This window comes from Frisingicoccus caecimuris (assembly GCF_004340975.1).
Classification (GTDB): Bacteria; Bacillota; Clostridia; order Lachnospirales; family Lachnospiraceae; genus Frisingicoccus; species Frisingicoccus caecimuris.
The window spans coordinates 17,883-39,406 of the sequence record NZ_SLXA01000009.1 but is presented as its reverse complement, the minus strand read 5'-3'; the positions used below and the strand labels follow the sequence as shown (position 1 = coordinate 39,406).

General features: G+C 42.7%; 23 protein-coding genes. 16 read left to right on the top strand and 7 right to left on the bottom strand.

Annotated elements, in window-relative coordinates; translation table 11 throughout:
* Positions 1–49: 49 nt before the first annotated feature.
* Positions 50–775: a 4Fe-4S binding protein gene (locus EV212_RS09410; RefSeq protein WP_132092311.1), complete on the bottom strand. Its 726-nt coding sequence runs from the start codon at positions 773–775 to the stop codon at positions 50–52.
* 105 nt (positions 776–880) lie between these two features.
* On the opposite strand from EV212_RS09410, the gene EV212_RS09405 reads away from it, so the two are divergent.
* Together EV212_RS09405 and EV212_RS09400 are read left to right on the top strand one after the other, a co-directional pair.
* Complete coding sequence (locus tag EV212_RS09405; RefSeq protein ID WP_132092308.1) at positions 881–1,561, top strand: Crp/Fnr family transcriptional regulator; 681 nt, start codon at positions 881–883, stop codon at positions 1,559–1,561.
* A 109-nt stretch (positions 1,562–1,670) separates the two neighbouring features.
* Positions 1,671–2,258 carry a helix-turn-helix domain-containing protein gene (locus EV212_RS09400; protein ID WP_306812251.1) on the top strand — a complete coding sequence of 196 codons (588 nt, stop codon included), beginning with the start codon at positions 1,671–1,673 and terminating at the stop codon, positions 2,256–2,258.
* 50 nt (positions 2,259–2,308) lie between these two features.
* On the opposite strand, the gene EV212_RS09395 is transcribed toward EV212_RS09400, so the two are convergent.
* From EV212_RS09395 to EV212_RS14050, 4 genes are all read right to left on the bottom strand, one after another.
* Positions 2,309–2,968: a 3-oxoacid CoA-transferase subunit B gene (locus EV212_RS09395; protein ID WP_132092305.1), complete on the bottom strand. Its 660-nt coding sequence runs from the start codon at positions 2,966–2,968 to the stop codon at positions 2,309–2,311.
* Complete coding sequence (locus EV212_RS09390; RefSeq protein WP_132092302.1) at positions 2,968–3,687, bottom strand: 3-oxoacid CoA-transferase subunit A; 720 nt, start codon at positions 3,685–3,687, stop codon at positions 2,968–2,970. Before EV212_RS09390 ends, EV212_RS09395 begins: the two co-directional genes overlap by 1 nt.
* A gap of 31 nt (positions 3,688–3,718) precedes the next feature.
* On the bottom strand, positions 3,719–4,513 hold the full coding sequence (locus EV212_RS09385) for an enoyl-CoA hydratase/isomerase family protein (RefSeq protein ID WP_132092299.1): 795 nt from the start codon (positions 4,511–4,513) through the stop codon (positions 3,719–3,721).
* 124 nt (positions 4,514–4,637) lie between these two features.
* Complete coding sequence (locus tag EV212_RS14050; protein WP_257591957.1) at positions 4,638–4,790, bottom strand: helix-turn-helix domain-containing protein; 153 nt, start codon at positions 4,788–4,790, stop codon at positions 4,638–4,640.
* Between the two features lie 103 nt (positions 4,791–4,893).
* Between EV212_RS14050 and EV212_RS09375 the strand changes: the two genes are divergently transcribed.
* The 4 genes from EV212_RS09375 (at position 4,894) to EV212_RS09360 (ending at position 6,208) form a co-directional block, all read left to right on the top strand.
* Positions 4,894–5,175: an acylphosphatase gene (locus EV212_RS09375; RefSeq protein ID WP_132092296.1), complete on the top strand. Its 282-nt coding sequence runs from the start codon at positions 4,894–4,896 to the stop codon at positions 5,173–5,175.
* A complete protein-coding gene (locus tag EV212_RS13955) occupies positions 5,120–5,302 on the top strand; it encodes a DNA/RNA helicase domain-containing protein (RefSeq protein ID WP_334295612.1) in 183 nt (60 codons plus the stop codon). Before EV212_RS09375 ends, EV212_RS13955 begins: the two co-directional genes overlap by 56 nt.
* Before the next feature lie 20 nt (positions 5,303–5,322).
* Complete coding sequence (locus tag EV212_RS09365; protein ID WP_132092293.1) at positions 5,323–5,475, top strand: MazG-like family protein; 153 nt, start codon at positions 5,323–5,325, stop codon at positions 5,473–5,475.
* A 73-nt stretch (positions 5,476–5,548) separates the two neighbouring features.
* Positions 5,549–6,208 carry a GNAT family N-acetyltransferase gene (locus EV212_RS09360; protein ID WP_207669095.1) on the top strand — a complete coding sequence of 220 codons (660 nt, stop codon included), beginning with the start codon at positions 5,549–5,551 and terminating at the stop codon, positions 6,206–6,208.
* 217 nt (positions 6,209–6,425) lie between these two features.
* On the opposite strand, the gene EV212_RS09350 is transcribed toward EV212_RS09360, so the two are convergent.
* Together EV212_RS09350 and EV212_RS09345 are read right to left on the bottom strand one after the other, a co-directional pair.
* Positions 6,426–7,640, bottom strand: a complete 1,215-nt coding sequence (locus tag EV212_RS09350) for a cation:proton antiporter (protein WP_165873351.1) — start codon at positions 7,638–7,640, stop codon at positions 6,426–6,428.
* Complete coding sequence (locus EV212_RS09345; protein WP_132092287.1) at positions 7,637–8,248, bottom strand: TetR/AcrR family transcriptional regulator; 612 nt, start codon at positions 8,246–8,248, stop codon at positions 7,637–7,639. Before EV212_RS09345 ends, EV212_RS09350 begins: the two co-directional genes overlap by 4 nt.
* Positions 8,249–8,363: 115 nt before the next feature.
* On the opposite strand from EV212_RS09345, the gene EV212_RS09340 reads away from it, so the two are divergent.
* The 10 genes from EV212_RS09340 (at position 8,364) to EV212_RS09295 (ending at position 21,518) form a co-directional block, all read left to right on the top strand.
* Positions 8,364–9,389: a hypothetical protein gene (locus EV212_RS09340; RefSeq protein ID WP_165873350.1), complete on the top strand. Its 1,026-nt coding sequence runs from the start codon at positions 8,364–8,366 to the stop codon at positions 9,387–9,389.
* A gap of 12 nt (positions 9,390–9,401) precedes the next feature.
* Positions 9,402–11,261, top strand: a complete 1,860-nt coding sequence (locus EV212_RS09335) for a site-specific DNA-methyltransferase (protein WP_132092281.1) — start codon at positions 9,402–9,404, stop codon at positions 11,259–11,261.
* A 13-nt stretch (positions 11,262–11,274) separates the two neighbouring features.
* Positions 11,275–14,325, top strand: coding sequence for a type III restriction-modification system endonuclease (locus EV212_RS09330; protein WP_132092278.1), 3,051 nt, complete (start codon positions 11,275–11,277; stop codon positions 14,323–14,325).
* Between the two features lie 65 nt (positions 14,326–14,390).
* Positions 14,391–15,269: a LysR family transcriptional regulator gene (locus tag EV212_RS09325; protein ID WP_132092275.1), complete on the top strand. Its 879-nt coding sequence runs from the start codon at positions 14,391–14,393 to the stop codon at positions 15,267–15,269.
* A 267-nt stretch (positions 15,270–15,536) separates the two neighbouring features.
* Positions 15,537–15,992 carry an IS200/IS605 family transposase gene (tnpA, locus tag EV212_RS09320; RefSeq protein ID WP_132092272.1) on the top strand — a complete coding sequence of 152 codons (456 nt, stop codon included), beginning with the start codon at positions 15,537–15,539 and terminating at the stop codon, positions 15,990–15,992.
* Between the two features lie 187 nt (positions 15,993–16,179).
* Positions 16,180–16,641, top strand: coding sequence for a type II toxin-antitoxin system PemK/MazF family toxin (locus EV212_RS09315; RefSeq protein ID WP_132092269.1), 462 nt, complete (start codon positions 16,180–16,182; stop codon positions 16,639–16,641).
* Between the two features lie 127 nt (positions 16,642–16,768).
* Positions 16,769–17,893, top strand: coding sequence for a tyrosine-type recombinase/integrase (locus tag EV212_RS09310; protein WP_132092266.1), 1,125 nt, complete (start codon positions 16,769–16,771; stop codon positions 17,891–17,893).
* A 14-nt stretch (positions 17,894–17,907) separates the two neighbouring features.
* Positions 17,908–19,665 carry a tyrosine-type recombinase/integrase gene (locus tag EV212_RS09305; RefSeq protein WP_132092263.1) on the top strand — a complete coding sequence of 586 codons (1,758 nt, stop codon included), beginning with the start codon at positions 17,908–17,910 and terminating at the stop codon, positions 19,663–19,665.
* A complete protein-coding gene (locus EV212_RS09300) occupies positions 19,655–21,151 on the top strand; it encodes a tyrosine-type recombinase/integrase (RefSeq protein ID WP_132092260.1) in 1,497 nt (498 codons plus the stop codon). Before EV212_RS09305 ends, EV212_RS09300 begins: the two co-directional genes overlap by 11 nt.
* On the top strand, positions 21,135–21,518 hold the full coding sequence (locus EV212_RS09295) for a DUF6262 family protein (protein WP_132092257.1): 384 nt from the start codon (positions 21,135–21,137) through the stop codon (positions 21,516–21,518). Before EV212_RS09300 ends, EV212_RS09295 begins: the two co-directional genes overlap by 17 nt.
* The last annotated feature ends 6 nt before the right edge of the window (positions 21,519–21,524 follow it).

Below are 21,524 nucleotides of genomic sequence, written 5' to 3'. Positions count from 1 at the left end.
CTGACGATTAAGGTCGGGATGGCTGCTCTTGTGTATGAAGAGCGTATTTTTATAATTCAAGAACACGGCCGTCTGTGGAAATCGTAACGACCTGCCATGGAATGAATTTACCGCTGTTCTTTAAGGCTGTGACAGCAGCTCGCTCAATACCTCCACAGCATGGAACTTCCATTCGCACAACAGTGAGACTTTTAATATCATTATTTTTGACGATTTCAGTCAGTTTTTCACTGTAGTCGCCCTCATCCAATTTTGGACAGCCAATAAGGGTGATTTTACCGCGGATGTAATTCTGATGAAAATTGCCATAGGCATAGGCAGTACAGTCAGCAGCAATCAGCAGATGCGCGCCGTTAAAGTAAGGTGCATTCACAGGAGCCAGTTTAATCTGAACCGGCCATTGACGGAGCTGGGAAGGTACAGCCTGGTCAGAGGCAGGAGTCCTGGATGGTTCGGAAGGTGCATTATCGCGCTGAATCTGACGGGATTGGCTTCCCGGACAGCCGCAGGCCAATGGCTTTTCAGCAGTTTGCTGTTGTCTCTTCTTATTTTCTATAACGGCAGCTTCATCATATGCGGCAGCTTCACGTTCAATAAAAGTGATGGCGCCGGTAGGACAGGCCGGAAGGCAATCTCCCAGGCCATCGCAATAGTCATCTCTTAAAAGCTTTGCCTTGCCATGGAACATGCCGATGGCACCTTCATGACAAGTCTGGGCACAGAGGCCGCAGCCGTTACATTTTTCTTCATTGATGTTTATAATTTTACGGATCATATGGATATCCTCCTGTCATTATTGCTTGTTTATTGACTTCATGAGGACAGTATAATACAATAGCAACAACAAGTATGTTGTTTTAACAACGAAGGGAGTAAAAATTTGAATTTTAATTTTTTGTCGAAAACGACTTTGTTTCGGGGAATGACAGAGGAAGAAATTGAGAAGATGCTTGATTGTCTTGGTGCAAAGCAACAGCATTTTTCAAAAGGTGAAGTGATTTTTCGGGCAGGTGAGTTGGTTCAGAGTCTGGGGCTTGTCCTGACTGGAAGTGTGAACATTGAAAATGATGATGTTTGGGGAAATAAAAGCATTTTGGATAATATTGGTCCGGGACAGGTGTTTGCTGAAACGTATGCCTGTGTCCCGGGAGAGCCGATGATGGTCAGCGTTGTGGCATCGGAGAATGTGGAGGTCCTTTTTTTAAATGTGAGTGAGGGCCTGCAAACATGTTCGGGAGAGTGCCATTCTCACGGGCGGCTCATACAAAATTTGTTAACGATATCGGCACAGAAAAATCTGAACCTTTCACGTCGTATTTTCCATACCACATCAAAGTCTATCCGGGGAAGGCTCCTTTCCTATCTGTCCTATCAGGCTGCCCGGCAGGGAAGTTTGAATTTTTCTATTCCATTTAATCGGCAGCAGCTGGCCGATTATCTGAGTGTAGACCGGAGTGCCATGTCCAATGAGTTGAGTAAGATGCAGAAAGAAGGAGTATTAACTGTAAACCGCAATTATTTTGTACTCAATGTTGAGACATCGGAGTATGGATTGATGTAATGGGGGAGTCAAAACCTTTTGACATGACGTTTTGAATCGATGTTAACCTCTTTTGATAGACGAAACAACAATAATGACCTATGCTGGAAGCAGATCAGGAGGTAATTACATGATGGAACTGAACAAACAAATTAAAAAGTATCGTACGATGATGAATTTATCTCAGGAGGAATTGGCCGAAAAGGTATATGTTACGAGGCAGACAATTTCCAATTGGGAAACAGGCAAAAGCTATCCGGATATTCACAGCCTGCTGTTGTTGAGTTCATTATTTAATGTATCTCTGGATCAATTAATTAAAGGAGATTTAGAGATGATGAGAGAAACAGTGAGCAAAAAAGAGATTAGAGAGTTTAATTTCTACGGAGGTATTTTTTCGGTATTGCTTTTGGGGACGGTAGTGACAGTGGCACCACTGGCCTATTTTCTGGGGGTTTACGGCATAGCGATCACATGTGTACTTTTTACTATTACGATGATTTTTGCTTTTAAGGTAGAAGGCTATAAAAAACGGAATAATATCCAAACCTATAAGGAAATACTTGCATTTTGTAATGGGGAGCGTCTGGATGAGATTGCCCGGAAACAGGAGGAGGCAAAACGGCCCTATCAGGACATATTGAAGGTGCTCATATCCGGGACGATTGGTTTTGTAGTGACAATGATTTTGTTTAAATTACTGGAGATATTTTTTTGATATTGACTGTACAAGAATGGGCTGCTGAAAAAATCAGCAGCCCGATTTTATTATTGCATAACGCCGATTTCATCAGGGACAATAACATCCGCATCAGTGCATGCAAGAATGTCTTCAACGGTGTAGCCTGGAGCCAGTTCTCTTAAGACCAATCCTTCCGGAGTAACTTCAAAATAGCATCGTTCGGTCACAATATCTGTGACACATTTACTTCCGGTCAGAGGGAGAGTACATTTTTTGAGTATTTTAGAATCGCCATTTTTTTCACAGTGATCGGTGGCAACGATGATCTTCTTTACACCGGCACAAAGGTCCATGGCACCGCCCATACCCGGGACTAGCTTACCCGGAATGGTCCAGTTGGCAATATTGCCTTCCTGATCTACCTGTAGTGTCCCGAGAACAGCGATATCGATATGGCCGCCACGGATGAGACCGAATCCGGTCGGATGTTCATAGACACTGCCGCCTTTGATGACGGAAGCTGGCATACCGCCCGCATCGATGATATCGATATCCACATCGCTCCATTTTGGAGAAGGTCCGCTGCCTACTGTACCGATTTCGGCTTCGAGCCAGAGGTCTACACCTTCCGGAAGATAATTGACACACATCAGAGGAACGCCGATTCCAAGATTTACAAAATCGCCGTCTTTAAAGAATTTTGCACAACGAGATGCAATAAGTGCACGTCCAGTCAGTTCTGCCATTACTCTTTACCTCCTTCTGCTTTTGCTTTTAAACGTTGCCACATCGGGCACATATGCCGGGTTTCACCGGTTCTTACATAGACCATATCAACGACTGGTGCCGGAACCTGAATTTCCTCAGGTCCAAGCTCGCCAAGTTCCACCAGTTCCTCAACTTCAGCGATTACCAGGTCTGCGGCAAAGGCCATGTTGCTGCAGATGGCTCTGGAATTCATGCGGAAGGAGAGGTTGCCGGCCGTATCCGCCTTGCTTGCCTTAATGAGTGCTATATCCGCACGCAAAGGCAGCTCAAGAAGATATTCTTTACCGTTGATCGTCAGTTTCTGTTTGCCTTTTTCCACATCCGTTCCCACGCCGGTCGGGGTAAGACATCCGCCAAGTCCGAAGCCGCCGCAGCGGATGCGTTCAGAAAATGTACCCTGAGGGCTGAATTCAATATCGAGTTCGCCGGCAAACATCTGATCGCGGGCGATTGGATTGTAGGCGATATGCGTTGTAATAAGGCTTTTTACCATTTTTGCTTTAATAAGTTTGCCGACACCCTGATCCGGCATACCAGCGGAAACAGCGATGGCGTCGATACCTTTAATGTTTTTTTCAAGAAGTCTGTCGATGATATCGTCCGCTGCGAACTCACCGTGCCAGTCGCCGAACATGATGGTTTGATTATCATGGAATTTTTCGAGAATTTCTTCCATCGTTACTACTTTAGACAGCAATTTAGTTTCCACCTTTCATAAGATATTTTTGTTATTTACCTTCAAAAACAGCTTTGCGTTTTTCTATAAATGCTTTGCAGCCTTCCTGGAAATCCATGGATGCGGCACATTCACGCTGAGTTGGGATTTCGGTGTTATCGAGCCATTGTTTATAGTCAGAATAGTTTGCATCGTAAATTTGTTTTTTGATATTTTTGTAGGAGAGAAGTGGACCGGCCGCCAGTTTTCTGGCAAATTTCATCGTTACTTCATCGAGCTCTTCCGGTGTGGTTACTTTGTAGGCCAGACCGAGGGCTTTGGCTTCATCAGCTCCTAAAGGACGTCCTGTAGCCGCCAGTTCCATCGTGCGAGATACACCGATGGCCTTGGAGAGCAGATAGGTAGCACCTGTATCTGGAACAAGACCGATATTTACGAAGGCCAGAATGAATTTTGCATTATCTGCACAAATCATAAAATCGCCGCCAAGAGCGAGACTCACGCCGGCGCCTGCTGCTGCACCGCAGACAGAGGTGATGACCATCTTGCTCATCTTTTTCAATCCATCAGCAACGATGCCGACTTTGGCGATGAGCCCGTCCATATTCACTTCGCCTCCGGCTTGGATTAACTGGTAGAAATAGCCGATATCTCCACCGGCCGAAAATGCTCTGTCAGAGCCTTTCAAAACCAGGACTTTGACGTTTGGGTCCTTTTCGGCTGCGTCGACAACGTACATTAATTCATCGGCCATCTGTTCATCAATGGCATTGAGATTTTTCATGTAGTTCATCGTAACAATAGCCACGCCATTTTCAACGGTATAAATCAGTTTTTGCAGTTCCATATGTAATACCCCCTTCAATACATATTGATAAAAAAATATCATAATTATATTATATGTGATTTGACAGAAAAATTCAATGGATATTTAAAATAAACTGTAAATTATGAGATGAAAAAGAAAATTTTCATTTTAATAGATGAAAAACAGGGTAGTCAGTCAGGTAATTGATTAAAACGCCATAGGATGGGTAACGATTACCCGATTCATAAGAATGAATGGTGCTGGCCGCCACACCAGCTATGCAGGTAAGCTGTTTTTGGGTAAGATTTCGTTTTATACGTAATAATTTATATGATAAGTGTACCAGAAAACAGAACCTATGCTATAATTGTCTGGAAAATGGGTTGTGCAGATTCCGTATATGGAATAGGGAGGTTGCTATGGCAAATAGAAAACTAATCCGTCAGCATATGAAAATTACAGGTCGGGTGCAAGGTGTCGGTTTCAGATATCGGGCCCGCTATGCAGCCAGTAATCTGGGAGTGACCGGATGGGTAAAAAATGAGTGGGACGGAAGTGTGGCGTTGGAAGCGCAGGGGACGATCGATCAGATTGATCAGATGTTGAAATTGATTAATCAAAGTCCATATATTCAGATCACATGGATTGATAGAAAAGAAGTGGAAATTAGTACATGCGACACAGACTTTCATATCCGATGAAAAATTGAAGGAATACATACAATACATATATTATGTTCTGATGACCAGGGGGATTCGAGGAACTTATTTATATGTGTGTGATTCAGAATTAAGAAAATATATTTCACAGTATGTAGATACATTATAGTTAATAAGGAGTGCATAGAAATGAAGCAGGATACAATAAACGAGGTATTTCAATGGAGTGCTGAAGATGTAAAATGTGAAAAGAAAATAGATAAAATCCGAGAGGAACTTGCAGATGTGATAAATTACTGTATTCTTATGGCTGATGTCTGCGGGAAAAATATACAGAATTGAGATAGAAGTAATCCAAGGACGATATTGGCACGTTGGAGAGAACTGTAAAAATAAATTACTGGAGGAAATTAAATTGGTGAGTATTCGTAATGAAGAACCGAGAGACTATGAAATCGTAGAAAATATAACACGAAACGCATTTTATAATTTATATATGCCTGGATGTGTGGAACACTATCTTGTTCACATAATGCGGGAGCATCAGGATTTTATTCGTGAACTGGATTTCGTTTTGGAGCTTCACGACGAAGTTATTGGGTATATCATGTATACGAAAGCCACATTAACGGATGAAGCCGGCAATGTAAAAAATATCCTGACATTTGGACCCCTTTGTATAGAACCGGAATATCAGCGCAGAGGTTATGGAAAGTTGCTGATTCATCACTCTTTTGAAAAAGCAGTGTCTATGGGGTATGATACGGTGGTTATTTTGGGAATGCCATCGAATTATGTATCCAGCGGATTCGTAAGTTGTAAGAGACATAATGTATGTGTAGAAGGTGACAAGTTCCCTGCAGCTATGTTGATAAGAGAGCTTAAGCCCGGCGTGTTGGATGGCCGAAAGTGGTATTACAAGGATAGCCCGGTGATGCTTGTGAATCCGGAAGATGCGAAGGCATATGATGACACCTTGCCTCCGAAAGAACGTAAATATCTGCCTTCACAGGAAGAATTTTATATCATGAGTCACTCTTTTGTAGACGAATTGTCTTCAGACGAGTCATGCTGAATAAGCGCCAGCTAAATCTAAACAAAAAAATTATCCAATTTATATTACCTTACATTGGACGAATTGATAGACTTTGATATTGAGCTGAAAGAGATTGAACGAGTTATAGAGAACACAAGTCAGCAGCGGGCAGGTTCCGGAGATTTCCGGATATCCTACCCGTTGTTTTTGCGTATGGAAATTGAAGTTTATTATAGAAAAAAATTAATGCCTGTGTTTAAATCCTTTCGATTTCCCCTGCCAATTCAAAGCCTTTTTTTGCTGCAATTACAGCGATAATTTCATTGATTACAGCTGCAGCGGCAATCGTTCCCTGCAGGATGCCGACAAGTTCTGGCTGTGAGGCCAAAGTAGCACAGGCAATCCCGGTAAAAACGAGAGAGACGCCCGAATGGGGCAGCAATGTAAGGCCGAGATATTTCTGTACGGCATCCGGCATCTTCATTGCTTTGGCGCCAAATCTTGCCCCAAAATATTTCCCGGCTCCTCTTGCCGCAATATATAAAAAGGTATAGAATCCCGCGCCCAGAATCAGATGATAATTCAGCGGGGCGCCGAGATCAACAATAGCGGCCAGCAGGCTGACGGCCAGGATGGGATGAAAATCGTCTGTTATTTCCTCAAGTCGCTCTTTGCCGACCATATTTGTAAATACAGCGGAAAAGGAAACGCCCATCAACATATAGTTCAGCGTAATGCCGGACAGTATTTTTGTATTTATGAACCAGCCAATCCCGACTGTCAGTGTGATACCGGCAAGCAAAACGGCCAATGTTTGTGCACGCCCTTTGACCCTGTTCAGGAGCCATCCGGCGGGAAGTCCTGTAACAAGACCGATGATGACGGGCAAAAGAACCATTACGGGGATCATATATAGCGGAATGGAGCCGCCCGATACCGAACTGGCCACAACGGAATTGACCGTGAAGAATACAATGATCGCTACGATGTCATCTAATACCGCCATTGGCAGCAATGTGTTGGTTACAGGTCCCTTTGCGTGAAATTCGTTTACGATGGATAACGCCGGTGCAGGAGCGGTAGCCAGTGCAATCCCGCCGAAGATGAAGGCGAGGTAAACAGGCACATCTGCCAACAAAAATATAATTGCAAAGACAAGCGTTACAAAGCAAAAGGTGCCCAAAGACTGGGTCAGGGTAGTGACGATCAGTCCCTTGCCGTAGTTTTTGAGCTTTTTCCACACAAGCTCTGTACCGAGCATCAGGCCAAACGCGCACTGCATCCACATGATAACGGTTTTATACCACATGGCGTCGAGGACGGGCTGACGTATCAGACCAAACGCGTGTGGGCCAAATAGCATACCGATGATAAGCCATCCTAAAATAGATGGAAGCTTGATTTTGGAAACCAGCTTGCCGGCAAGCATCGCCAGCACAAGCACCATAAGCCATCGCAGTAATTGTATCATTTTTGTGTACCTCCTTTTGCAATCCCGTACAGCATGAAGTCAAGTAATTTGGAAAGGTTCATCTCGTGTTCTCTGATTCGCTTATCCAGCGTCATATAGTGGTAAGCGGAGCTGCTGAAATATCCATTAAACATACGCTGCATTTGACGGAAATAATCAATGGCGTCCTTTTCTGTGATTCCGTCCCGCAATGTGATACCGGAGACAACACAGCGGTAGATTCTTTCGTTAATCTCTTCAAAGGGCTCTAAAATCTGTTTTATTCTGTCCCGTAATTTTTCCTGAGGCTGCAAAATAGCTTCAAAGAAAATGTGCGCCTCATTGGGATATTCTGTAAAAAAATGCATTCGGAGCTTCATATATTGCAGCTGATCAGAGACGCAGCCACTTTCCTCAATCATCGAGATCAGCTTTTTGCAGCTGTTCTCCAGGCATACAAGATAGAGCTCATCTTTATCTTTAAAGTTGTGATAGATAAGCCCCTTGTTGATTCCTCTCTTACAGATGTTATTGATCGTTCCGCCAGCATAACCGTTTACACCAAATTCTTCTAATGCTGCTTCCTGTATTTTTGATACGGTCAATTCTGTCCGTTCTGTTCTTTTCATAAATACCTCCCTGATGGAATTCCTTTGCTATGGGACTATGTTATCATAAATTGACCGACCAGTCAATTTTTGATTTATGAAATTTTTGTAAAAACTGCTGAACTATAAAAGTGCTGTGCCCTGGGAAAAAGCTTATGAAGAATTGACGTGGTGTCAGGCTGACGATATAATAAAATTATGCCCAAAAGAAAGAGAGAAAATAATTATGACAAAGGATTCAGAAGAATTAACCAATGCGAGAAAAGATGAACTAGATGAATATTTAAAAAGAAATTATCCAGAAAACTATATATCCGGCGAACAGGATTGCAACTTGCTTTTATGGGGAAAAAATGGTACCGAGCCTAAAATGTTTAGTCTTAACATCGGAGTTGAATATAGTCCATTAGAAGGGTTGAAAGGGAAAACCATTGGGGACATTATGAATCAAAAATATCAAAGCAATTCTTCATTCAAAAGATTAATGAAATATGGAGAAGAAATTTCATCAAAGAGTCATATGCCATTTGTTATAATTGTTTATCCTAGTCTGCGAGAAACTTATGGAGGAAAATGGGCCGATACAGAACGTGTTTATAACCGAAAGCAAGTATTGTTTTATTGGTTTGATATTTCAAAAAAAGTGAATGGAAAAATTGAGCACGAAATACTTAAAGGGGAGCAGTTAAGAAAACGAATATATTCTGCACTAGAAGTATGTTTTAATGACGAAGGCACCGGTAAGGATGAAAATAGCCATTTGTCAGATTATTTCCATTTTTGGAGTCGGCAAACCTTAAGCAGGAATATTACTAAATTAGATATCGATGGAATAATTATAAATAATTTAGGAAACAAGGGTGTGTTGGTAGAAATAAAAAGATCAAGCAAGCCGCCAATACCTGATTGGAAGCCTAAATATGATAAGGCTAATTATAAATTAGAATCTAATTATGCCAAAAGGATACTTTCATATTTTTGGTTGTTACATCATGAAAGTCGACCTTGTGATGACGATGAAATAATATCTTTTTACAATATAGTTGATGTTGATGAAGCGCAAAGTGTAGATTTTATTATAAGTAATGAAACTATTTTGAAAATGAGCGTCGCGGGAAATCAAAGTTTGAAAGAAAAGATTAGTAAATTTATAGATGAGTAGGAGTACTGCTTTATGGAAAAAATGTTATTTGAAACAAGGAATCCAGATAGGTTTAGAATTGACAAGATAAAAGAATTGTTTCCGGAATGTATTCAAGAAAGTAAAGGTGTTGATGGTAAGCTTTGCAGTTCCATTAACATCGATTTATTGAGGGTGCTATTGAACCAAGAGGTGTCAATAAGCGATGAACATTATGAATTTAGCTGGGTAGGTAAGAAAGAAGCTTTGATAGAAGCGAGTAAGCCAATAAGAAAGACACTCAGACCTAAGAAGGATGAGAGCGTCAATTGGGATACTACAGAGAATGTGTACATAAAAGGAGACAATCTGGAAGCATTAAAGCTTCTTCAAGAAAGTTATCTGAATAAAGTGAAAGTCATATATATTGACCCTCCTTATAATACGGGGAATGACTTTGTTTATAGAGATGATTTTACTATTAGTCAAAATGAATATGCTGAAATGTCTGGTGAAATAACAGATCAGGGTTCTAAAATGATTAGGAATACAGATTCAAATGGAAGATTTCATTCTAGTTGGTGCAGCATGATTTTCTCCAGATTGATTGTGGCCAGGAATCTTTTGGCAGATGAAGGAATGATATTCATTAGTATTGATGATAATGAATTTCATAATTTAAGAAATATTTGTGATGAGGTATTTGGAAACTCGAATTTTGTCGCAACAATCGTTTGGCAAAAGAAGTATGCAGCAACGAATGATGCAAAAGGTTTTTCAACAACACATGATTATATCGTTGTATATGCAAAAAATGCTAATAAGATGACACGTAATTTGCTGCCAAGAACGGCAGAGCAAAATGCTCCTTATAAGCATGACGATATGGATGGAAAAGGATTATGGCGAAGCGATAATCTTTTGGTGAAATCCTTTTCACAGTCAGGTGTATATCCGATAATTAATCCGAATACAGGCGTTGAATATTATCCGCCAGAAGGTAGTTGCTGGAGAGCATCCAGGGATACAATGCAGCAATGGTTATCAGAAAATAGGATTTATTTTGGAAAAGATGGAAAAGGGGCGCCTCAATTAAAGCGGTATCTCAATGAAGTTCAGCAAGGGCGTGTTCCTATTACATGGTGGCCATTTGATGAAGTTGGGCATAATGATGCTGCGAATAAGGAGATGAAAGCACTTTTTGGAACTAAGACTCCGTTTGATACTCCGAAACCTACATCATTAATTAAGCAGATATTGAAAATTGCATCAGACAAGGATTCAGTTATTCTCGATTTCTTTTCGGGTTCGGCGACAACTGCAGATGCAGTCATGCAACTGAATGCCGAGGATGGAGGAAAACGCAAATATATAATGATACAAATTCCTGAGACATGCACAAAAGGAAGTTATGGAGCTAAGGCCGGATATAGTAACATTTGTGAAATTGGAATACAGAGGATAAAGCTGGCCGGAGAAAAAATAACCGCCGGTAAGGAAGCGATTGACGTTGGATTTAGGGTTTTTGAAGTTGATGATAGTAATATGAAAGACGTCTACTACTCAGCAAATGAATATTCACAATCTACTATTGAAGAGATGTTATATAATATAAAAGATGATAGGACAGCAGAGGACCTGCTATTTGGTTGCCTTATTGAGTGGGGACTTCCACTTTCCCTGCCTTACAGTTCAAAAAAGGTTGAAGGATACACAGTTCACAATTATAACCATGGTGATCTGATCGCGTGTTTTGATGAGAATATTCCGGACACCGTAATCAAAACCATTGCAAAGCAGCAGCCTTTGCGTGCGGTATTCAGAGACAGCAGCTTTGCTGGAAGTCCGTCAAAGATTAATGTTGGTGAGATTTTTAAGCTTATGTCACCGGATACATCAGTGAAAGTAATCTAAGGAGAAGATGACAATGAAGCTACAATTTAAGCATCAGAAGTTCCAGGCTGATGCTGCAAAAGCAGTAGTTGATGTTTTTGCAGGACAGCCGTATCTGACGCCTTCTTATATGATGGATAGGGGTACCGGAACTTACCAGATGTCTTTAACAGATGCGCAGGATTTCACAGGTTGGGGCAATCAGCGTATTGTACCGGAACTTAATAATCAGATTATTCTGGATCATATTCAGAAGATTCAGAGAGCAAATCAGATTGAGCCATCCCCAAGGCTGGAAGGTACATACAATCTCACAATTGAAATGGAGACGGGTGTTGGCAAGACATATACTTACATCAAAACTATGTATGAACTGAATAAACATTATGGTTGGAGCAAGTTCATTATCGTTGTTCCAAGTATTGCTATTCGAGAAGGTGTTTATAAATCATTCCAAGTAACACAGGAGCATTTCGCAGAAGAATATGGTAGAAAAATCAGATTCTTCATTTACAATTCTACGCAGCTCGCTGAGATTGACAGATTTGCGTCGGATAACTCTATTAACGCAATGATTATTAATTCCCAGGCATTCAACGCAAAGGGCAAGGATGCCAGAAGAATTTATATGAAGCTGGATGAATTTAGGTCCAGAAGACCAATTGATATCATAGCGAAAACAAATCCGATTGTCATCATCGATGAACCACAGTCTGTAGAAGGAAAACAGACCAAGAAGAATTTGGAAGAGTTTCATCCACTGATGACACTTCGTTATTCTGCTACTCATAGAAGTGATAGTATCTATAATATGGTTTATCGCTTGGATGCTATGGAAGCGTATAACAAAAAGCTTGTTAAGAAGATTGCAGTTAAGGGTATCCAGAAATCTGGTACCACTGCGACAGACAGCTATGTTTATTTGGAAGGAATAAATCTATCAAAATCCGATCCTACAGCGACAATTCAGTTCCATGCTAAGGGAACATTAGGGGTAAAGACGGTCTCCAGGAAGGTTAGAATTGGATTTAATCTGTATCCGAATTCCGGTGAGATGGAAGAGTACAAGAATAACTTTATTGTGAAAAGTATCGATGGCCGGGATGACTCTATTGAGTTCATTAATGGTATCAAGCTCTATGCCGGGGATGTGATTGGTGAAGTGAGTGAAGAGCAGTTCCGTAGAATACAGATCCGTGAGACTATTCTTTCGCATATTGAGAGAGAACGTCAGCTATTCTATAAGGGAATCAAAGTACTTTCACTGTTCTTTATTGATGAAGTAGAACATTACAGAAAATATGATAAATCCGGAAATCCTGAAAATGGTATTTTTGCAGATATGTTTGAGCAGGAATATGAGGATATTATCCAGAATTTACAACTTGAAATCGGAGAAGATGATTACATCAAATATCTGCAGTGTATCAGTGCAAAGAACACACACGCGGGATATTTCTCTATTGATAAGAAGGGGCGTATGATCAATAGTAAGGTGAGACGTTCGCAAGAGTCATCGGATGATGTTGATGCATATGACCTTATCATGAAGAACAAGGAGCTTCTTTTGAATCGAAATCCACAGAAGTCGCCGGTTAGATTTATTTTCTCTCACTCGGCTCTTAGAGAAGGATGGGATAATCCGAATGTATTCCAGATTTGTACTTTGAAGCAGAGCAGCAGTGACATCCGTAAGCGTCAGGAAGTCGGTCGTGGTATGCGTCTTTGTGTAAATGAGGATGGAGAGCGTATGGACGAGAATGTGCTTGGAGCGGATGTTCATAATATCAATGTGCTTACTGTTATTGCCAGTGAGAGCTATGATAAGTTTGCTAAGGGATTACAGTCTGAAATTGCAGAAGCTGTTAGCAGCAGACCGCGTCAGGTTACAGAGGTCCTATTTGAAAATATCAAAGTGCATGACAAGGATGGTCATGAGGAAATCATTGACTCCGCAATGGCTAGAAGACTTATTCATTATATGATTAAGATGGATTACATTGATGAGGATGCAGCCTTGACAGATAAGTTTTATGAAGAGAAGGCTAATGGAGAAGTAAGTTTTGGGGCGGAAATGGATCAGTACAAGCCAGATTTTATTGATATTCTTGACAGTATTTATGATGATACCAAGATGAAGCCGGAAAATGCCAGAAGTAACAACGTTGAGCTGAAGGTTAATCCGGATAAGCTTGCCATGCCGGAGTTCCAGGCATTGTGGAGTAAGATTAATGCAAGGACTGCATATGTAGTAGATTTTGACACAGATGAATTGGTTTGCAAAGCTGTGGCGGCTCTTGATCGTAAGCTTCATGTACCGAAGATTTTCTTCAAAGTTGAGACTGGTTCCATGAAGGAGATTAAGTCAAAAGACGATTTACTTGCCGGTTCCTCATTTGAAAAGCAGAAGTCAGGAACCTATGACCAGCATAAGGTAGCTGCCAATACAAGTGTTAAATATGATCTCGTTGGGAAATTGGTTGAAGAAACAGGACTGACAAGAAAAGCAGTAATTCAGATTTTGACGGGAATCCAACCTTCTGTATTCAATCAGTTTAAGGACAATCCGGAAGAATTCATCCTTCAGGCCGCGAAACTTATCAATAATGAGAAAGCTACAGCAATCATTCAGCATATTACTTATGATGTTCTGGATGACAGATATGGTACGGATATTTTTACGGATGTTACAATCAAAGGTAAGCTTGATGTAAATGCAATGAAGACTGACAAGCATCTGTTTGATCATATTGTGTATGATTCTACAAATGAGCGTAAGTTTGCCATGGCGTTGGATGGGGCATCAGACGTTGCTGTATATGTGAAACTTCCGGATGGATTCTATATTTCTACACCGGTCGGTCATTATAATCCTGACTGGGCGATTGCATTTAAGAGTGGGACTGTTAAGCATATTTACTTTGTGGCCGAGACGAAAGGGTCTATGGATACAATGGAATTGCGTGGCATTGAGGATGCGAAGATTCATTGTGCAAGAGAACATTTCAAGGCAATCAGTGGTGAAAATGTGATTTATGATGTGGTAGACAGTTACCAGGCATTACTTGAAAAGGTGATGAGATAACAAAGGAGTTTTGGATATGCTCTACAGATTTACTTATGTGGATTCTGAAAAAGAGGTATATAAAGATGGATATTAGAATACTTCGATATTTTTTGACCGTGGCGAGAGAACAGAACTTTACGAAAGCTGCAGAACAATTGAATATTACACAGCCCACACTTTCAAGACAGCTTGCTGCATTGGAGGAGGAACTTGGCACGGCCCTTTTTATAAGAGGGAGTCGTAGTATCACGCTTACGGAGGCTGGGATACTATTAAAACGAAGAGCCTTGGAAATCATTGATCTGGAAGAAAAAATGCTGGATGAAATTAAGGCGAGAGAAGAGCTGATAGAAGGCACGATTACAGTCGGTTGTGGTGAGTTTGCTGCTGTTGAAACTTTAGCAGAAATTTGTAAAGTGTATAAGAAAAAATACCCAATGGTGCAGATCGCATTATACACGGCAACGGCAGATTCAGTATATGAAATGATGAATCAGGGTCTGGTGGACATTGGATTATTTTTGGAACCGGTCAATACAGAAGGACTCGATTATATCAGAATCATGGAAAGTGACCATTGGGTTGTTGGCATGAAGCCGGATGATGCATTAGTGGACAAGGAATATATTACAAAAGAGGATCTTCTGGATAAACCACTTATTCTTCCACGGAGACAGAATGTACAGAGCGAATTCGCAAATTGGTTTGGTAAGGATTTCAATAAGCTCCATGTATCTTTTATCAGTAATCTTGGAACGAACGCGGGGGTTATGGCGATTCATGGGCTGGGATATCCGGTTTCGATTGAAGGTGCTGCAAAATATTGGAGAGAGGATTTGCTTGTTCAAAGAAGGTTGTATCCTGAAATAACAGCAAGTACGGTAATCGCATGGAGAAGGAATATTCCATATTCATTGGCAATGAATAAATTCATAGAAGAAATCAATGCTTTTAAGGCATAGAAAATGATTTGATATGGGTATTAGACATGATTGGATAATGTGGAATATAATCAATGTGTAAGGTATGAATGAAACATACTTTACACATTTTTTATTATGGGCTTTAGCCTGTTGAACCGGTTTGAGTTTTTCTGGGAATAAAAATGAAAAGCGGTGAAACAATAAACCGCCTGCTATGCGGGCGGAGACAATTTGTTATACAAAAAAATTACCTTTCCGATTACAATAAAGTTGTTCAGGCTATATTGCAGAAAGGAAAGGTAATTTATGGCGAAGAAAGAAAATTCACTCGCACATACAAAATGGATGTGCAAATATCATATCGTCTTCACTCCAAAGTATAGACGAAAAATCATTTATAATCAATACAAAGCGGATATAAGGGATATTATTAAACAATTGTGCAGTTATAAAGGCGTTGAGATTATCGAAGGACATCTGATGAAAGATCATATCCATATGTTGGTAAGTATTCCGCCAAAGATGAGTGTATCTTCTTTTATGGGATACTTAAAAGGGAAGAGCGCACTTATGATATTTGATAAACACGCAAATTTAAAGTATAAATTTGGAAATCGGCATTTCTGGGCAGAGGGATATTATGTTAGTACAGTGGGATTAAATGAAGCCACTATCAGGAAATATATCCAGGAGCAGGAAAAGTATGATATTGCAATGGATAAGTTAAGCGTGAAAGAATATGAAGACCCTTTTAAGGGTTAAGGCTAAGTAGTATCAATACCCCTTAAGGGGTAGCGACGAGTCAAGAGCAGTATGGCTTGAACGGAGCTGTGGGAAAAATGCGTAAGCAGAATTCCCACAGCCGAAAGAGAAAGCCAGCGCCTTGAGACGCTGGCCTAGTATCATGGGCTTATAGCCCTGGAACAAGCCACCCGTTTTACGGGTGGTCATGACTATTCAGAATGATAAAGGAAACTATTATAGTCCCACAGTGATCGCGGCAGCTATCACTGGCAGAAAGAAACGATGGATGCCGACTCATGTGCGGCTTTACCGGCAGGCCGGACTGAACAGAAATTCCTGCGTCATGTTGGAGCAGGTGCGGACAATTGACCGGACAAGGCTGGCCAAATACATTGGGCGGCTCGATGATCGCACGATGCAGGCAGTGGACACAGCTCTTGCGGTCAGCCTGGGAATAAATAGGAACAGACATCACGTGGACAGGAACGAGAGGGAACGATGCCGGAGGCGGAATAGAGAAAACAGCAGAGCGGGCGATGTGACAACACAGTTCAGCGCCAGGATGATGCAGGAGGTAGATGCGGCTATTGCGGCCAGCTTTGGTTTGGATAAAATTCTGTTTCCTGGTGAAGAAACCGGAGTGTCCGAGGTCAGAGAGCAGGGATAAACGGCTGTTGGTAGTGGTGGTTTTCCGACCGAAAAAAACGGGTTTTTTATTGGATTTTGTGATAGCTATTTGCGGAACAACACGGTATACTGTCGGTGTACCGAGTGAAGGAAAGGAGGAACAGCAAATGAGAAGATATAGCGTTGAGAGAATCTCAGAGGGCGCGGTAACGTATTTCTTTATCCGTGACCGGGAAAGCATGGAGATCGTATTGCTGCCCTCCAAGTACCTGAAACATAAGATAAAGGCCAACCGTTCTCCCAATACGGTGCGGCGGGCCGCCTTTGCCATATGCTACTACCTGGAGTATCTCAGGGAAATCCCAATAGAGATCACGCAGGTCTATGAACTAAACTATGAGAAACAAAGCGAACATTTTGTAGACTTCCTGCACTGGCTGAAAGCAGGAAACCACCGGTCAGATAAAGAGAACAACTTAAAACCAATCCACAATGGAACCTGTAACGCATACTTAGAAGATGTGTTCAGGTTCTATCTTTTTATCGAAGCGGAGTATGAACGGCTTGGAAGCCTGAAGGTGCTGTCCTACAGCTACCATATGGCGGTCAATGCCGTAGGCGTACAGAAGAAGCTGCGGTATCAGGCATTTAAGGGTTATTTGAAAGCGGAAGAACGGAATGTCCGGCCTGCCGAGCAGGAGGAAATCATCACAATCCTGAATGCCTGCACCAACTGCCGCGACCAGCTCCTCATCCTGCTGTTGGCGGAAACAGGCTTTCGTATCGGCGAACTGCTTGGCGTGGATTATGTCAGGGATATTGACTATCAGCACCAAATGATTAGCGTCTATTTCCGCGATGATAACGAGAACCATGCAAGGGCGAAAAACGCAGAATACCGGAAGGCGAAGATCAGCAATGAAACCTTTGAATTCCTCATGTACTATCTGGCGGAATACCGGGAGCTATTACAGCATCAGGAAAAGCTTTTCATCAATATTTCCGGGGATACGGCGGGACAGCCCTTAACAGCAGATGGCGTCTATTCAATGCGAAACCGCCTTCAGGAGAAAACCGGCATTTTCATCACGCCGCATATGCTCCGGCGATATTTCGCCAATATGCGCCGGAAAGCCGGATGGCGTCTGGAACTGATCCAGCAGGCCCTGGGCCATAAGCACATCGATACCACCATCAAGTACCTCAATATTGTGGATGACGAACTGCTGGAGGCCAGTCAGCAGTTTTACGAGAAGCACTCAGCCCTGTATGGAATACAGGATCTGCTGTAAGGGGGTGAGCGACAATGCCTGCATGGGTACAGCGGATAGAACGGGCGGAAGAACCCCGCATATTATCCATACAGCTTTGCATGGAGCTTGACGCCTGTACGGAGCTTGACTCGGTCGGGCGAAATAAATTAAAGGAATTTCTAAGGCAGACAGGCATTCGGAGCATCCATGAGATGGATTACCTTCTCCGACGGGAGTATGAAAATTATCTGATTCACAATCAGAGGATACAGCAGACCAAAAGATATCTGCTGGCCTATGACCGGGTGAAGCAGTACGCCATACGAAAGCAGATGGAAACTCTGACCGGAAGATATCAGTGCCGGTGGGAGATGAATAACACGGTACTGTTTATTCCCTATCATCCAAATCAGGCGCTTGCCATGGAGTTCGACTCTGTGCGGCACCAAAACAACATGGTATGGGATTTCAGCAAGGCCGCCAGCCAGACCGTAAAGCAGCAGATTTTCACTACCCTCAACGCCATGTTGGAAGATTTCAAAGAGAAGCGGTCGCGGGAGCATAAGCTCTCCGGTCTGCAGGCACTGTACGAATTCTGCATAGCGGAGAGGATCGAGGATATCGAGTTGCTGGATGCAGAACAGGTCAGGCGCTTTGAAAGGTATCTGGAGGAACAGACAAACAGCAAATCCAGAAAAGCACAGTTATTGCCAAGCTTGAATTTCTGTATCAAAACTGTGTTCCTGCAATCGGCAGAGATCAACTGGGATGCAAATGTGTGGTACTTGGAGCGGCTGCATCTACCGCAAAACCGGGTGAATCCAAGCGGTTCCTTTGAAAAAGTAACCTTCGGAGAGATCGCGCTACCATGTAACCGCCAGTACCTGAAGGACTATATGAAATACCAGTTCGGCATTTCAAGCCAGTCCATCGGCACGATACGGATTAAATATAATGAAGTCCACACTATGCTGATGTGGTTCAGCGAGTATGGTGAGGATGTGAGCAAATGCACATCAGAGATGGCTGATGAATATATCCGCACACTGGAAGAAAGGGGTGTAACCGCTAAGACATTTAATGAGTATCTGGCGGCGCTCCACCATTTCTTCAGCTTCCTGGTTGTGATGGGACATAGGAAGCGTGTCCCCTTCCGCATGGAATACTATCAGAAGAAGGTGATCCCAAAACACTTAAACCGGAGCGTTTCGCCGGATGTGTGCATGGAGATACTTGAAAAGCTGCCTCTTCTGCCGGAGCATCTCCGATGTATGTATCTTCACCTGTGGTGCCTGGGGCTGCGGATCAGCGAGGTATGTATGCTGAAAGGCGATGCCTATGAAATAAATGGGCAGGATGCCTGGATCAAGATCTATCAGACAAAGATGAAAACCTATAAGCGGATTCCCATTGCGGAAGGGCTGTACAAGATCATGCAGGTGTACATCCGGAGGAATGAGATTGGCCCTGACGAGTATCTGTTTAAAAACAAGAACGGCGGTGCATATTACACAGCGACTTTCCGCTATCAGATGAAGAAATTCTGCCAGGAAAATGTTATTGAGGACGGCGACTACCTGTTCCAGTCCCACGATTACCGGCATACGGTAGCCACCATGCTCTATGATAACGGTGTTTCCCTGCAGGGTGTCCGGGATTACCTTGGACATAATTATGAGGAAATGACCGAGCAGTACATCGACTATACGCCAAGAAGGATCGCCAGGGAAAGTGATGAATTTTTCAGCACTCCCGGCAACAGCCTTACCGCCGGATTACAGAGGAAGAAAGGAGGAAGGCATGGACGATAAGCTCTATTACAGGGAACTGGCCTGCTATGCGGGAGCAGAGAAAAGTGTTCTGCGTATGATCGGAAAGATGGATTTTTATGATTTATCCTTATTGCCGGGAGAAACTATGCGGGAAGAATTCCGGCGATATTTATATAGCCGGGGCAGGCAGGTGACACTACGCACAATCCAACATGAAAAGACTTATTTTAAGCAGTTCTGTGAGGCAATCCGGGCGAAAAAGGTACCACAAAGTCTGCTCGATTTAGAGGAAAGCAAATGGATCAGCATATTTAAAAGCTGGATGATGTTAAATGGAATTGCCATATTCGAAAAGAAAACGAGTATATATCAAACGGTGCATTTCGTGGAAGCACATCAACTCCGATTTCTGCGGCGGGTCATTCGGTTCCTACAACCGGAGGATCTGCGGGAAGAAAAAGAAAAGGATATCTGGCGGCTTGACCGCTTGGGCATTCCTCTGGAGGTAAATCCAATCTACAACCGGCAGACCTTGAATTTTACTAAGATCACACAGAAGGGCATCCGGGATGAAGTCAAAGCAGCGATTTATCTGCACCTGAAATATGAAAAGCTGAGTACGGTCTGCGGCGAATTGAGTACAATGCGGCGGTTTTCTGCCTACCTGACTTCCAAATACAGTAAAGTGGAATCCTGCGCCGACATCGACCGGGGAATCATTGAAGAATATTTAGTGCATAAAGCGACAGATGGAGGTAGTGGTCGGGGTAACAGCACACATATCCAACAGCTTCGTTCCGTACTGGAAACCATCGGCAAGAAATATGGTTATGAGCATCTGGAAAGGCTGTTCCTGAACACGGATATCCCGTCAGAAATTCAGCCGGAATTCAAAGCATACTCCGATGCGGAGCTGAAGCGGCTGAATGCGCAGATCACCAAGCTGGATGCACAGATCACCCGGTGCCTGATCATACACCAGATGCTCGGCACTCGAATCTCTGATACCTTAACACTGCGGAAGGATTGCCTGTTCCGGCAAAACGGCGTCGATATGATTACTATCCAGCAGGTAAAAACACGTACCTACCAAAAACCAATCAGCGCAGAGATGGCGGCGCTGATTCAGAGGGCAATCCAATGTACCGAGGAACGATATGGGGAAACGTCGTACATTTTTGTAGACGAAAAAGATACCAGAAAACCGCTCCAATACTCAACGATTAAGCACAAGGTAATTGGATTGATCACAAAGCTGGATTTGCGCGATGACAATGGAAAACCCTTCGTTTTTAACACCCATATGTTCCGAAGGGCCTATGGTGTGAAACTGACGGAACTGCACTTAGATGACTGGACAATCGCAAAACTCCTCGGCCACAAGAATGTCCGGGCGGTGCAATACTATAGGAAGATGAGCCATCGGCTTCTGGCAGATGAAACCCGCAGGGCCAGAGAAATCCAGACGAGAATCCTACTCGAAAACTTACAGGGATGGGGTGATGAATATGAGCAAATACGATAGGATGGTAGAAATGAATCAGGAGCGCAGCGAGGCAAAAATCTCAGTGGCAGCCGAGGCGATCAAAAAGCTGATGGAGAACGGTGAAAAGGTAACTGTTTCTAAGCTGATGAAGATGACCGGCTTATCAAAAGGATTCTTCTACAAAAACGTGGTCATCCGGTCACAGATCAGCGAAGCCTTAGACCGGCAGGTCGGAATGGTTGATCCGCGCCGGGGCATTCTCGACATGGCGATGAACAACCGGATCGAATTACTCCTGCAACAGATAGCAGAGTTAAAAAGAGAGAATGAAATGCTGCGGGCGGAGAATCAGAAACTACAGAAGGCCGTGAAAAAGAAAAGCCTCAGCGTGATTAAGAATCTATAAGAATTG